This window comes from Arthrobacter livingstonensis, assembly GCF_003219815.1.
Taxonomy (GTDB): domain Bacteria; phylum Actinomycetota; class Actinomycetes; order Actinomycetales; family Micrococcaceae; genus Specibacter; species Specibacter livingstonensis.
Genome location: NZ_QJVD01000007.1, coordinates 16443 through 29501, shown reverse-complemented (window position 1 = coordinate 29501; position 13059 = coordinate 16443). Strand labels below are relative to the sequence as shown.

The following is a 13059-nucleotide window of genomic DNA, read 5'->3' as shown; positions in this document are numbered from 1 at the left end:
AGTGCAACATAGTCGTTTAAGCGAGGGAGCCTACATCTGGGAGATTCGCACCGTGTTGCCGGACGGGTCGCGGAACGCGCAGTCACGCGGGCCCCAGGACTGCTCGATGGGCTCCTGCAGCACCTCGGCGCCGGTGGCCCTTGCCTGTTCGAACGTTGCGTCGAGGTTGTCTGTCTGGAACACAAGCATCGGCAGCACGCCCTTGGTGAGCAATTCCTGAAGGGCATCGCCGTCGGCCTGGGAGCGGCCGGCATGCGGTTCGGAAATGACAATCCCCAGGCCCGGCTGCGCGTCGCTCCCGAGCGTAACCCAGCGGAACCCGCCGGAGGCGACGTCATTGACCACGGACAAGCCCAGCGCATCGCGGTAAAAGACGACGGCTTCGTCGGTGTTATTGACGGTGACGTTGGTGTATTGCAGTGAAATAGTCATGACACTTACGCTATCGGGCGGCCCGCCGGACGGCTTCTTCATTCCTGCTCGCCTTGTCCTGCACCAGGTTGTTGTTGTTGGCAGGGCCAACAACGGCAGGACTTCGCAGGGGGCGGGTCGCAAATCTGGCAAAGCAGGAGGGCATGGCCTCGACGGCGCTGTGTTCCCTCGCCCGGTACGCGCTGGGAGTCTCGCCCATGATCTCGGTGAATCGGGAGCTGAAGGAGCCCAGCGAGGTGGCTCCCACGGCCATGCAGGCGTCGGTCACGGAGGTGCCGGCCCGGAGCAGCGCGGCCGCCCGTTCAATGCGTCGGGTCATCAGGTAGTTGTACGGCGTCTCCCCGTACGCGGCACGGAACTTCCGGGAAAAGTGCGCGGGGGACATGAAGGCCTTTTGTGCGATGGTCGGCACATCGAGTGGCAGCGCATAGTCCCTGTCAATCATGTCCCGGGCACGCCGCAGCAGGGTCAGCGTGGCAAGTTCCTCCGGGGTCATGGTGTGAAACTACCAGCCAGAGGTGACGGCAAGCTGAAGATTGTCCACCCAGGCATCCACGTCCCGTGGGGAGGAAAGCCTGACCACGTGCAGCCCGGGAATCTCTTGTTCCAGACCAGGCACCACGGCCTTGAGCTTGTTGCGGGCGCGCCAGCCCCAACGGATGATGTGGCCAGGGTCGGTGAAGATGGTGTGAAACGCCGGCTCGATGTTGCCGTTCCACAGCTCCTGGCGTCGCAGCCGGCGCCGGACCGTGCGGCGGATGGGCCGCCACATGGAGAACGGGAACGGGAAATCAAGCCACACGAGCAACTCTGCCCGTTGAGCCAGCAGTTGCCTCACCTGGCGGTACTGCCGTTCCGTGACCCATCCGGGCGCGCCGGTGAAGGCGGCGACGTCCTGGACAAAGGACTCGCGCGGCGTCCAGTCCGGTCCGTGAAAGAGGCTGTCAATTTCAACATGGGGTACGTTCAGCACTGCGCCAATGCGGCCGGCCAGCGTGGTTTTCCCAGAGCCGCTGACACCCGCCACCAGGATGCGCCGGGGACGTGCCGGCAAGGGGTCAATGGCAGTGAGCATTCTCCCGATTCTAGGGCCGTAAGCGCCCCAAACGGTAACCTCCTTTGGCCGGAGGGGAAGGCGGGGGATACTTTGGACTTATGAAGTATGCAAACTCCGTCCTGGACCTCATTGGCAACACCCCGTTGGTAAAACTCAACAAGGTGGCCTTTGGGCTCCAGGCGACTGTCCTGGTGAAACTTGAGTACATGAACCCGGGTGGCTCCGCCAAAGACCGCATAGCCGTCAAGATGCTGGACGAGGCTGCCAAGGAAGGCAAAATCCGTCCAGGCGGCACGGTGGTGGAGCCGACCAGCGGCAACACCGGTGTTGCCATGGCCATGGTGGCCCAGGCCCGCGGCTACAACTGTGTATTTGTGGTTCCGGACAAGGTGGGCGAGGACAAGCGCGCCGTCCTGCGGGCCTATGGCGCGGAGGTGGTGGTAACCCCGACGGCGGTCGCTGCTGACAGCCCGCAGTCCTACTACGGCGTCTCCGACCGTCTGGTCAAGGAGATTCCCGGTGCCTACAAGCCCGACCAGTTCTCCAACCAAAACGGCCCGCTCAGCCACTACGAGACCACCGGCCCCGAAATCTGGCGCGACACCGAAGGCAGGGTCACCCACTTCGTCGCCGGCGTGGGCACCGGCGGCACCATTTCCGGCACCGGCCGCTACCTGCGTGAAGTCTCCGCGGGCCGCCCCGCAGACGAGGGCGGCGAAGTCCGAATCATCGGCGCCGACCCCGAGGGCTCCGTCTACTCCGGGGGCACCGGCCGGCCGTACCTGGTGGAGGGCGTGGGCGAGGACATGTGGCCTGCTTCCTACGATCCCAAGGTCCCACACCAGATCATCGCGGTCACGGACAATGACAGCTTTGCCATGACCCGGCGCCTGGCCCGTGAAGAAGGACTGTTGGTCGGAGGATCGTCAGGCATGGCCGTGGTGGCCGCGCTGGAAGCCGCCAAGGGGCTGGGACCGGAAGCCGTCGTTGTCGTACTACTTCCGGACAGCGGACGCGGCTACCTGGCCAAGATCTTTGATGACAAGTGGATGCAGTCGTACGGCTTCCTGAAGGCTACCGACGAACCCGCCATCGGGGAATTGTTGAAGTCAAAGACCGGGCAGCTGCCGGACCTGGTCCACATCCACCCGAACGAGACGGTCCGGGACGTTATTAACCTGATGGCCGAATACGGCGTTTCCCAGATCCCCGTGCTCTCCGCCGAGCCGCCAGTGGTGATGGGCGAGGTGATCGGCTCCGTCGACGAGCGCACGCTGACCGGGAAGCTGTTCCGCCACGAGGCCAAGCTGACGGACAAGATCACCGAGCACATGCAGCCGCAACTGCCCATCATCGGCTCGCTGGAACCGATCTCCGCCGCACGCACGAAGCTTCAGGACGTGGACGCGCTCATGGTGACGTTTGTGGGTGCGCCCGTTGGCGTGCTGACCCGCCACGACCTGCTGAACTACCTCAACGACTAGGAGACACCATGACTGACCCCACAAACACCGGCTTCAATACGCGCGCCGTCCACGCCGGGCAGACTCCCGACCCCACCACGGGCTCCGTCATCCCGCCGCTGTACCAAACCACCACCTTTGCCCAGGACGGGATCGGCAAGCTGCGCAACGGCTACGAATACGGCCGCGGCACCAACCCCACCCGCGACGCCCTGCAGGCCCAGCTCGCAGCCCTTGAAGGCGGCGAATTCGCGTTCAGCTTCGCCTCCGGCCTGGCCGCCGAGGACGCCCTGATCCGGGCACTGCTGCTTCCGGGCGACCACATCATCATGGGCAATGACGTCTACGGCGGCACCTACCGGCTCATCAACCGCGTGCTGTCCGTGTGGGGCATCAGCAACGCTGCTGTGGACATGAACGACGGCGATGCGCTGCGGGCCGCCGTTGCCGCCGGCGGGCCCGAGGGAAAGACGAAGATGGTCTGGGTGGAGACGCCGTCGAACCCAATGATGAAGATTACCGACATCACCGCGCTCGCCGGTGTGGCCCATGACGCCGGGGCCCTCCTGGTCGTCGACAACACCTTTGCGTCCCCCTATCTGCAAAACCCCCTCGCCCTGGGTGCCGACGTGGTGGTGCACTCCACCACGAAATACATTGGCGGCCACTCCGATGCCTCCGGCGGCGCCATCATCCTCTCCGACGCCGAAGCCGCCGAAAAGATCGGCTTTGTGCAGTTCGCAGTGGGCGCCGTGTCCGCGCCGATGGAAGCCTGGCTGACCACGCGCGGGCTCAAGACGCTGGGCGTGCGCATGGACCGGCACTCCTCCAACGCGCAGGAAATTGCCGAATGGCTGCTGACCCGCCCCGAAGTTGAAAAGGTGCTGTACCCGGGACTGCCGGGGCACCCCGGGCACGAGCTTGCCGCCCGCCAGATGCGCGGCTTCGGCGGCATGATCTCCGTGCAGTTCAAGGGCGGGGAAACGGCGGCGCGCAAGGTGGCCGAGTCCACCCACGTGTTCACGCTGGCCGAATCGCTGGGCGGCATCGAATCGCTCATGAACTACCCCTCGGAGATGACGCACGCCTCCGTCAAGGGCACCGAGCTGGCCGTCCCCGAGAACCTGATTCGCCTGTCCGTGGGCATCGAGGATGTCGCGGACCTGATCGCGGATCTGGAGCAGGCCATCGGTTCGCTCTGACACCTTCCCCTAAGCAAGGTACGACGGCGGTGGGCCACCTTCCCTGAAAAGGTGGCCCACCGCCGTCGTACCTTTTGCGGACACCGACGCCCCCTCAGATCCGGGTCACTTTCTGCCGACGCTCCCGCAGCTAGGTATGGCAGGCCAATCGCCGTTCGCTCCTGCAGAGGGAGCGTCCGGATTTGGACCCGCAGAAGTTCAGGAGCGTTTCTGGAAAATCCCCCGAATCTGAGGGAGCGTCGGTAAGGGGTGCGGACTAATCTTCGGGCATGCCGTCAATCCAGTCCATGTACCGCCGCAGCGAGCGCTCCGTGATGGGGCGTGCCCCTGAATCGATGGTGCGGAAAGCGCCGTACATACGGTCAAATGCCAAGGGCATCGCCGTGTCCAAGATGTGCTGGATGGCCTTCTTGGGCAGCGGAATGTTGTTGACATAGCTGCGCATGGCGTTGACCGATTTCCCGTCCCCTCCGATGGCGATGGTGTCGCCCGTCAGGAGGGCGCCGCGGCCGGCGGCCCCGGCGGGCCAGAGCAAGAGGCTGCTGCCGGCGAAGTGCCCGCCGCACTGGAGCAGGGACAGCCCCGGCAACAGCTCCACTTCGTCTTCCCAGAGACGGATGGACGGGTCGGGGCGGCGAATCCACTGTTTATCCGCCGCCGCCACATAGACGGGTGCGTTGCCGAAGGCGTGGCTCCACTGAATCGAGGACCCCGTCAGGTGCGGGTGGCTGGCCGCGACCGCGGCCACGCCGCCGAGCGCCCGGACCGCGGCAATGCCGGCGTCGTCAATAAATCCCGGCGGCTCCCAGAGCAGGTTACCGCGCGCCGTCTGCACCAGCAGGGCGCGCTGACCGATGCCCAGCTCGGGCACGGCTTCGACGGCGTGCAACTTTGGTTCCAGCTCCGTCACGGTGATTTTGTATCCCTCCGCGGAGAGCTCTTCCCTGGTGGTCCAGCGCTGGCCGTCCGCTGGCACCCACTGCCGCTCGTCGGCGCAGACCGCGCAGATGTCCGGGGGAGCGGCCGTGTCGGAATGTTCGATCGCGCACGTGGCGCACGTCCAGATCGGCATTGGATCTCCTGGTGGTCGGTTGACGGCAATGACACCAGTGAACCACCTTAAGCGGACTTCAGGTCAAGACGGAATTCCGGCAGCCGCGCATTCCGTGGAGGCCTTGGACGGGCCGCACGCGAGTGCGCACTTGAGCGCATACACCATTGATCTGTTAATTTTGGTTCCGGAAGGATAACAACTCCCTGATTTAGGTATCGATTTGATATCGGTTGGAAATTCCTTTAGCGTTGAGGATGCCCTGCGGGGCCGGCCGCATCAAGAGTGGCCCACGAATGCCCGGACCTGCCACCACCGCACACCGTCATGCAGCAGGCCACGGAAACAACCTCCATATCTATAGGTTGGACGGTGGCGTGCAGATGTCCGGGGACGGGCGGAGCGAAGGTGGCCGTTGGGAGAACGCATCCATGAAGAACACAAAATTGACGCGCAATATTAGCCGCGGACTTGCCATTGCTGCCATTGCGGGAGCTGGTCTGGCAGTGGCCGGAACCGGTGCCAACGCAGCGGATGGAAGCACCTGGGACTCTCTGGCGCAGTGTGAAAGCGGTGGCAACTGGGCCATCAACACCGGCAACGGCTTCTCCGGCGGACTGCAGTTCACGCCGAGCACCTGGGCGGCCTACGGCGGAACCGGGGCCCCGGAGAGTGCAAGCCGCGATCAGCAGATCGCAGTAGCTGAGAAGGTACAGGCCGGACAGGGCTGGGGCGCATGGCCTTCCTGCGCCGCGCAGCTGGGACTCTCCGGCGGCGGCGCACCTGCTCCCTCACCGGCCGCTGTCCCGGCACCGGCACCTGTGGCAGCACAGTCGTCGGAGGTTGCCCCCGTGCAGCAGGCTCCGGTGCAGCAGGCTCCGGTGCAGCAGGCTCCGGTGCAGCAGGCTCCGGTGCAGCAGGCTCCCGTGCAGCAGGCTCCGGTGCAGCAGGCTCCCGTGCAGCAGGCTCCGGTGCAGCAGGCTCCGGCCGAGGCGCCCGTGGCCGTCAGCGGCAAAACCTACACGATCGCGTCCGGCGACACACTCAGCACCATTGCCCAGAAGATGGGCATCAAGGGCGGCTGGGAAGCGCTGTACAACGCCAACGCCGACACCGTTGTCCATGCCGACCTCATCTTCACCGGCCAGGTGCTCCAGCTCCCGGCCTAATCCCCACTTGCCGGCCCAATAAATCGCTGGCGCGATTTATTGGGAACCTGGCAAGCGTGGGCCCATCCAACGGCTCCTGCACGTTTTGCTCCGCCACTTGCCGGCCCAATAAATCGCTGGCGCGATTTCTTGGAACCTGGCAAGCGTGGGCCCAAGACTGGCGTTTGCAAGTCCCGCATTGAGTTGAGGGGGCGCATCATCACCTGAAAAGGTGGTGATGCGCCCCCTCAACGTCGTGGTGATCCATACCAGCGCAGTTTGCCGGGCCGTCACACCCGGGAGGCAGCGGCACCCACCCGGGCAACGTCGTCGTAGGTGTAGACGGGCTTGCCGCCAATGAACACCTTCAGCGCCCGCTGCATGACGTCCAGGGGATCCCCGCTCCACAGCACCAGGTCCGCGTCCTTGCCCACGGCCAGGGAGCCGATCCGATCGGCCAGGCCCAGCACCTTGGCCGGGTTGATGGTGATGGCGCGCAGCGCCGTGTCCCGGTCCAGGCCCTCCTTCACCGCAAAGGTGGCCTGGTGCACCAGAAAATTGATGGGCACGACGGGGTGGTCCGTGATGATGGAAATCTCCACGCCGGCGGCCGCCAGCTTGCCCGGGTTGGCGATGGAGCGCCCCCGCAGCTCCGGCTTCGACTTGGTGGTGAACAGCGGACCAATCAGCACCGGGATGCCACGTTCTGCCAAGACGTCGGCAATGACGTGCGCCTCGGTGCCGTGGTCAATGACCAGCTCGTAGCCAAATTCATCAGCCAGGCGGATTGCCGTGGCGACGTCGTCCGTCCGGTGGCAGTGCTGGCGCCACGGGATCTCCCGGCGCAGCACCATGGCCAGCGCCTCCATCTGCGCGTCGCGGGGCCGCGGTTCCGGCTTGGCCAGCCAGTTTTGCGCCGCCATGAACGCCTGGCGGATCACCAGGGCTGTTCCCAGCCGGGTGGAGGGCGTCTGTTTCTTTTCCCCGTATACATTCTTGGGATTCTCGCCCAGTGCCGATTTCAGGCCGCTGGGGGAGCGCAGCACCATTTCCTCGATGTAACGCCCATGCGTGTGCAGCGCCACTGCCAGCCCGCCAATGGGGTTGCCCGAGCCGGGGTTGACATTCACTGCCGTTATGCCGCCCGCCAGGGCGTCGTCAAAGCCGGGGTCAAAGGGATCGACGGCGTCGATGGCGCGGACCGCCGCCATGACCGGATCCGTCATCTCGTTGACGTCGCTGGTGGAGCCCACCTCTCCCTCGGGATGCATTCCCAGGTGGACGTGGGCGTCGATGAAGCCGGGAAGCAGCCACCGACCCTTCGCATCCAGCACGTCCGCGCCCTCCGGCACCTGGACGGAAACGCCCAGGGCCAGGATCCGCCCGCCCTCCACCAGAACGGTGCCGTCAAACGGTTCGCCGTCAATCGGGACCACATGGGCATTGGTGATGGCCAGCACGCGCTTCTTCGCTGCGTCCGCGGCTTCCCGGATGGCCGCGCTGATGGAGGCCGTGTTGACGGACGGCATGGCGGGGACGGGCTGTGCCTTGCCCCTGGGCTTTCCGCCGGGCGTCCCCGCCGGCCGGGCAGCGTTGGCCGGCTTCGTCACGCGTCCCGGAACAAAGGCGGGCCTGGGGGTGGGCAGTGTGGGGGTCATGACGGCCTTTCAATGCATGCGCGCTGGTTCGCGGCGGAATCCGTGCGGGCCTGTGGGCCCAGTCCCAACTTACCGCGCCTGCCCCGGCACGGGCAGACCCTGCACATAGGCTGGGTGCATGAATCACAAAACCGCATTGATCACCGGCGTGGGCCGCACGGTGGGGATAGGCGCCGGCATTGCCCATGCCCTCGCCGCCGACGGCTGGGACCTGGTCCTGAACTACTGGCAGGCCTACGACTCCCGCATGCCCTGGGGCGAGCAGCCCGACGACGTCCGCACCCTCACGGCCGAACTCACCGCTGCCGGCGCCCGTGTCTGGGCGCTGCCGGCCGACCTGGGCGACCCAACCGGCGTCGAGCATCTTTTTGCGCAGATCGCCCAGGAGGCAGGGCCGTTGGAAGGCATGGTGCTCTCCCACAGTGAATCGGTGGACTCCGCGATCATGGACACCTCCCTGGCGAGCTTTGAACGCCACTTCGCCGTCAACACGCGGGCCAGCTGGCAGCTGATAGCGGCCTTTGCCGCACAGGCCGTGCCCGACGGCGGCGCGATCGTGGCGCTGACCAGCGACCACACGGCGTTCAACCTGCCGTACGGTGCGTCGAAGGGCGCACTGGACCGGATCGTGATTGCCGCGGCACGCGAGCTGGGCGGCCGGGGGATCAGCGCCAACGTGCTCAATCCCGGCCCCGTGGATACCGGCTGGATGGACGGCGCCACCCGGGCGGCGATGACGGCGCTGCAGCCGGGCGGGCGGCTGGGCACCCCGGCGGATGTGGCCCCGACGGTCGCGTTCCTGCTTTCTCCGGGCGGGCGCTGGGTGAGCGGGCAGCTCATCAAGGCCGACGGCGGCTTCTCGGCGTGACCCAATGTCTCTCTGCGCAAGACTCAGCGAGAGTTTGTCGCCAGCGACCAAGATGAGTAGTACTGGCCACGAGTTCTGCGCAGAACGGAAGTTCAGACGCTTGCAGCCTGCCATCAGGGAGTCAGGAAGACGTCAAGAAGCGATGGGGACGCGTTAAGAAGGCGTAAAAACGGCGGCCGCGGCTAGATCACGGGTGTGCGATGAAGGAAGACATCAACGCGCACTCTTTGGAAGCAGGTTCGTCGTGGCATTGCTGACGTGGTTAATTTTGGGGCTGGTGGGACTGGCCCTCCTGGTTTATCTGCTCGCCGCCCTCACCCGCCCCGAGAAGTGGTGACCGGCCACCATGGAGCTTAACGTTCTCTCCCTCATCACCCAGGTGGCCGTGCTGATCCTGCTGCTGGGCGCATTGCACCAGCCCATGGGCCGCTACCTTGCGGCAACGTTCACCAGCCGCAAGCACCTGGCGGTGGAACGCGGCCTGTACAAGCTTTCCGGCATTGACTCCGCGGCGGACCAGCACTGGAAGGTCTACCTGCGCTCGCTGCTCGCGTTCAGCATTGTGTCGATCCTGGTGGTACTCGGCGGCCAAATGCTCCAGGGCCACCTGCCGTTCAACCAGGGGATGGGGGCCGTGGACCCGTGGGTCGCCATGAACACGGCCGTCTCCTTTGTGACGAACACGAATTGGCAGACGTACGTGCCCGAATCCACGTTAGGGTTCGGCGTTCAAATGCTCCTGCTCGCCGTGCAGAACTTCCTCTCCGCCGCCGTCGGACTGGCCGTGGTAGTGGCCCTCATCAGGGGACTTGTCAGGGCCGAAACGCACAACCTGGGCAACTTCTGGGTTGACCTGACCCGCGGCACCCTGCGCGTGCTGCTGCCACTGTCCATCCTGGGTGCCGTGGTCCTGATCGTCACCGGCGTCATCCAAAACTGGGGCGGCACCGACATCCACACCCTGGTCACCGGCGCGCAGCAAACTGTTCCCGGCGGTCCCGTGGCCTCGCAGGAAGCCATCAAGCTGCTGGGCACCAACGGCGGCGGCTACTTCAACGCCAACTCGGCCCACCCGTTTGAAAACCCCACGGCTTTCAGCAGCTTGTTTGAGGTGTTCCTGATCCTGCTGATCCCGTTCTCCCTGCCGGCCATGTATGGCCGGATGGTGGGCGACAAACGCCAGGGCTACACGGTGCTGACTGTCATGGTCGCGTTCTGGCTCGGGTCCACCGCTCTGATGACCTGGGCCGTGGCGGCATTTGCCGGACAGGGCACCGGCGTCGGCGAAGGCTTTGAGCAACGCTTCGGCATCGCGCCAAGCACCTTGTTCGCCACCGCCACCACGCTGACCTCCACCGGCGCCGTCAACGTGGCGCACGATTCCCTCCCGCCACTGGCCGGCGGCCTGGCCATGCTGAACATGATGCTGGGCGAGATTGCGCCGGGCGGCGTGGGTTCCGGACTGTACGGGTTACTGGTGTTGGCCATCGTGGCCGTGTTCATCGGCGGGCTCATGGTGGGGCGCACCCCCGAGTTCCTGGGCAAGAAGATCGGCTCCGCCCAGATGAAGCTGGTGGCCCTGTACATCCTGGTCACCCCCACGCTGGTGTTGCTCGGTACCGCCATCACTGTCTCGATCCCGTACCTGTCCTCCAACGCCCCGGCCGAGGGCCCGCACGGCTTCAGCGAGATCTTGTACGCGTTCACCTCCGCCGCCAACAACAACGGCTCCGCCTTTGGCGGCATCACCAGTTCCGGACCCGGGCTGGCCACCATGCTGGCACTGGCCATGCTGCTGGGCCGGTTCCTGCCCATCGCGTTGGTCCTTGCGCTCGCCGGCTCCCTGGCCAAGCAACGCAAGGTTCCGGACACCTCAGGCACCCTGGCCACGCACGGCCCGCTGTTCGCCACCTTGCTGGGCGGCGTGTCACTGCTCGTCGCCGCACTTACCTATTTCCCGGCCCTCGCCCTGGGCCCGGCTGCCGAAGGACTCATCAAATGAACGTGAGCAACACCATTGGGGCGCTGCCCCTGGCATTCCGCAAACTCAACCCGCGCGCCATGATCCATTCCCCGGTCATGTTCACGGTGCTGATTGGCTCCCTTGCCTGCACGGCAGTGAGCATCCAACAGCTGCTCATTGGCTCCTCCACCGCCGTGTTTTCCATCATCGTCACGGTGTGGCTGTGGCTGACGGTGCTCTTCGGCAACCTGTCCGAGGCGATCGCCGAGGGCCGCGGGAAGGCCCAGGCCGACAGCCTCCGTGCCGCGCGGACCTCGGTCATGGCACGACGCCGGGTGGGCGCCCTGGTGCCGGCCGGCCAGTCAGGCTCCGGCCAGGACGGCTACTCGGAGGAACTGGTGCCCGGCACCGAGCTGTCCGTGGGCGATGTGGTGATCTGTGAGGCCGGGGACCTGATCCCCAGCGACGGTGACGTCATCGAGGGCCTGGCCAGCGTGGACGAATCGGCCATCACGGGCGAATCCGCCCCCGTCATCCGCGAATCCGGCGGCGATCGAAGCTCCGTCACGGGCGGCACCATGGTGCTCTCGGACAGGATCACCATCCGCATCACGGCGGCCAGCGGCAAGACGTTCCTGGACAGGATGATCGCCCTGGTCGAGGGTGCCACCCGCCAAAAGACGCCCAACGAGATTGCGTTGAACGTGCTGCTGGCCTCGCTCACCATCGTGTTCGTGGTGTGTGTCATGACGCTGGCCCCCATGGCCAACTTCGCCCACGCCCTGCCCACCCCGGTGGTCCTGGTGGCCCTGCTGGTCTGCCTGATTCCCACCACCATCGGCGCCCTGGTGCCGGCCATCGGCATCGCCGGCATGGACCGGCTGATCCAGCGCAACGTGCTGGCCACCTCCGGCCGTGCCGTGGAAACCGCCGGTGACATTACCACCTTGTTGTTAGATAAGACGGGCACCATCACCTATGGCAACCGCCGCGCCGTGGCGTTCTTGGCGGCCGACGGCGTTGACCAGCGGGTGCTCATCGAAACCGCACGCTTGTCCTCCTTGGCAGACGAGACCCCCGAGGGACGCTCCATCGTGGAGCTTGCCCTTGACGGGAAGCTATCCGCGCCCAGCCCCGACGAACTCACCGCCGACGTGGAGGTCATAGAGTTCAGCGCGGTCACTCGCATGAGCGGGCTGAACCTGCCCCAGGGGCACCCGGGAAACCCGGGAAACCCTGGGCACCCGGGAAACCCTGGGCACCCGGGAAACCCAGCCCATCCGGGAACTGGAACCGCCGGCGTGCTGGAGGTACGCAAGGGGGCCGCGGCCGCCGTCGAACGTTATGCCAAGGACCGTGGCGGGTTCCTGCCGCAGGAACTTGAAGACGCGGTGCTGAAGATTTCCGGCACCGGCGGCACGCCGCTGCTGGTGGCCACGTACGACGGCGAGCGCGCCCGGGTGTTGGGCGTCATCCACCTGGCTGACGTGGTGAAGCCGGGTATGAAGGAACGGTTCGCCGAACTGCGTGCCATGGGCATCAAGACCATCATGATCACGGGCGACAACAAGATCACCGCGGCCGCCATTGCCGCCGAGGCCGGGGTGGACGACTTCCTGGCCGAGGCAACGCCGGAAGACAAACTGGCGGTGATCAAGGCCGAACAGGCGGCCGGGCGGCTCGTGGCCATGACGGGGGATGGCACGAACGACGCCCCCGCCCTGGCCGCCGCGGATGTTGGCGTGGCCATGAACTCGGGCACCAGTGCGGCCAAGGAAGCGGCCAACATGGTGGACCTGGATTCGGACCCCACAAAGCTGATCGACATCGTGGGCATTGGCAAGCAGCTGCTGATCACCCGTGGTTCGCTGACCACGTTCTCGGTGGCCAACGACGTGGCGAAGTACTTTGCCATTGTGCCGGCACTGTTCGCCGCCACGTTCCCGGGCCTGGGGCTGCTGAACATCATGGGCTTGCATTCCCCAGAGAGCGCCATTGTCTCGGCCGTCATCTTCAACGCACTGGTCATCGTGGCCCTCGTGCCGCTGGCGTTGCGCGGGGTGAAGTACCGGGCGGTTTCCGCAGCGCAGGCGCTGTCACGAAACCTGCTCATCTATGGGCTGGGCGGCGTCATTGCCCCGTTCATCGGCATCAAGCTCATCGACCTGTTGGTCGCCCTCATCCCCACGATTGCCCAGCGCTAAATTAAGGACACCA

The 13059-nt window shown here is 65.6% G+C and carries 12 protein-coding genes; 7 read left to right on the top strand and 5 right to left on the bottom strand.

All coding sequences use genetic code 11. The features are described 5' to 3' along the window. Window positions 1-30: 30 nt before the first annotated feature. Genes CVV68_RS08100 through CVV68_RS08090 form a run of 3 tightly spaced genes read right to left on the bottom strand, consistent with a single transcriptional unit; the run spans window position 31 to window position 1507 of the window. Window positions 31-432: a VOC family protein gene (locus CVV68_RS08100; RefSeq protein WP_110500642.1), complete on the bottom strand. Its 402-nt coding sequence runs from the start codon at window positions 430-432 to the stop codon at window positions 31-33. A gap of 10 nt (window positions 433-442) precedes the next feature. Beyond that, window positions 443-928, bottom strand: a complete 486-nt coding sequence (locus CVV68_RS08095; protein ID WP_110500498.1) for a helix-turn-helix transcriptional regulator — start codon at window positions 926-928, stop codon at window positions 443-445. Window positions 929-937: 9 nt separating this feature from the next. Beyond that, entirely contained in the window at window positions 938-1507 is a 570-nt protein-coding gene (locus CVV68_RS08090) for an adenylate kinase family protein (RefSeq protein ID WP_110500497.1), read from the bottom strand. 80 nt (window positions 1508-1587) lie between these two features. Between CVV68_RS08090 and CVV68_RS08085 the strand changes: the two genes are divergently transcribed. Further along, a complete protein-coding gene (locus CVV68_RS08085; protein ID WP_110500496.1) occupies window positions 1588-2973 on the top strand; it encodes a cystathionine beta-synthase in 1386 nt (461 codons plus the stop codon). Between the two features lie 8 nt (window positions 2974-2981). Then, a complete protein-coding gene (locus CVV68_RS08080; RefSeq protein WP_110500495.1) occupies window positions 2982-4154 on the top strand; it encodes a cystathionine gamma-synthase in 1173 nt (390 codons plus the stop codon). Window positions 4155-4410: 256 nt separating this feature from the next. On the opposite strand, the gene CVV68_RS08075 is transcribed toward CVV68_RS08080, so the two are convergent. Further along, window positions 4411-5226 (bottom strand): MBL fold metallo-hydrolase, encoded by an 816-nt coding sequence (locus CVV68_RS08075; protein ID WP_110500494.1) that lies wholly within the window; start codon window positions 5224-5226, stop codon window positions 4411-4413. Window positions 5227-5636: 410 nt separating this feature from the next. On the opposite strand from CVV68_RS08075, the gene CVV68_RS08070 reads away from it, so the two are divergent. Beyond that, entirely contained in the window at window positions 5637-6374 is a 738-nt protein-coding gene (locus tag CVV68_RS08070) for a LysM peptidoglycan-binding domain-containing protein (RefSeq protein ID WP_110500641.1), read from the top strand. 269 nt (window positions 6375-6643) lie between these two features. Here CVV68_RS08070 and CVV68_RS08065 read toward each other — a convergent pair whose 3' ends face one another. Continuing rightward, a complete protein-coding gene (locus CVV68_RS08065) occupies window positions 6644-8011 on the bottom strand; it encodes an amidohydrolase (RefSeq protein WP_245933416.1) in 1368 nt (455 codons plus the stop codon). Between the two features lie 118 nt (window positions 8012-8129). Here CVV68_RS08065 and CVV68_RS08060 point away from each other — a divergent pair, with 118 nt between their 5' ends. From CVV68_RS08060 to kdpB, 4 genes are all read left to right on the top strand, one after another. Beyond that, the gene (locus CVV68_RS08060) at window positions 8130-8879 is read left to right on the top strand and encodes an SDR family oxidoreductase (protein ID WP_110500493.1); all 750 of its coding nucleotides are present in this window, start codon (window positions 8130-8132) and stop codon (window positions 8877-8879) included. Between the two features lie 244 nt (window positions 8880-9123). Beyond that, window positions 9124-9216 carry a K(+)-transporting ATPase subunit F gene (gene kdpF, locus CVV68_RS08055; protein ID WP_110500492.1) on the top strand — a complete coding sequence of 31 codons (93 nt, stop codon included), beginning with the start codon at window positions 9124-9126 and terminating at the stop codon, window positions 9214-9216. Between the two features lie 9 nt (window positions 9217-9225). Then, window positions 9226-10881, top strand: coding sequence for a potassium-transporting ATPase subunit KdpA (kdpA, locus tag CVV68_RS08050; protein WP_110500491.1), 1656 nt, complete (start codon window positions 9226-9228; stop codon window positions 10879-10881). Beyond that, a complete protein-coding gene (kdpB, locus tag CVV68_RS08045; protein ID WP_110500490.1) occupies window positions 10878-13046 on the top strand; it encodes a potassium-transporting ATPase subunit KdpB in 2169 nt (722 codons plus the stop codon). The genes kdpA and kdpB overlap by 4 nt, the downstream gene beginning before the upstream one ends. Window positions 13047-13059: the final 13 nt, after the last annotated feature.

What these genes read in the sequence shown, in the direction of transcription:
- CVV68_RS08065 (WP_245933416.1), bottom strand. Translation starts at nt 8,011, where the DNA reads ATGACCCCCACACTGCCCACCCCCAGGCCCGCCTTTGTTCCGGGACGC.
- CVV68_RS08095 (WP_110500498.1), bottom strand. Translation starts at nt 928, where the DNA reads ATGACCCCGGAGGAACTTGCCACGCTGACCCTGCTGCGGCGTGCCCGG.
- CVV68_RS08060 (WP_110500493.1), top strand. Translation starts at nt 8,130, where the DNA reads ATGAATCACAAAACCGCATTGATCACCGGCGTGGGCCGCACGGTGGGG.
- CVV68_RS08100 (WP_110500642.1), bottom strand. Translation starts at nt 432, where the DNA reads ATGACTATTTCACTGCAATACACCAACGTCACCGTCAATAACACCGAC.
- CVV68_RS08080 (WP_110500495.1), top strand. Translation starts at nt 2,982, where the DNA reads ATGACTGACCCCACAAACACCGGCTTCAATACGCGCGCCGTCCACGCC.
- CVV68_RS08090 (WP_110500497.1), bottom strand. Translation starts at nt 1,507, where the DNA reads ATGCTCACTGCCATTGACCCCTTGCCGGCACGTCCCCGGCGCATCCTG.
- CVV68_RS08075 (WP_110500494.1), bottom strand. Translation starts at nt 5,226, where the DNA reads ATGCCGATCTGGACGTGCGCCACGTGCGCGATCGAACATTCCGACACG.
- CVV68_RS08070 (WP_110500641.1), top strand. Translation starts at nt 5,637, where the DNA reads ATGAAGAACACAAAATTGACGCGCAATATTAGCCGCGGACTTGCCATT.
- CVV68_RS08085 (WP_110500496.1), top strand. Translation starts at nt 1,588, where the DNA reads ATGAAGTATGCAAACTCCGTCCTGGACCTCATTGGCAACACCCCGTTG.
- kdpB (WP_110500490.1), top strand. Translation starts at nt 10,878, where the DNA reads ATGAACGTGAGCAACACCATTGGGGCGCTGCCCCTGGCATTCCGCAAA.
- kdpA (WP_110500491.1), top strand. Translation starts at nt 9,226, where the DNA reads ATGGAGCTTAACGTTCTCTCCCTCATCACCCAGGTGGCCGTGCTGATC.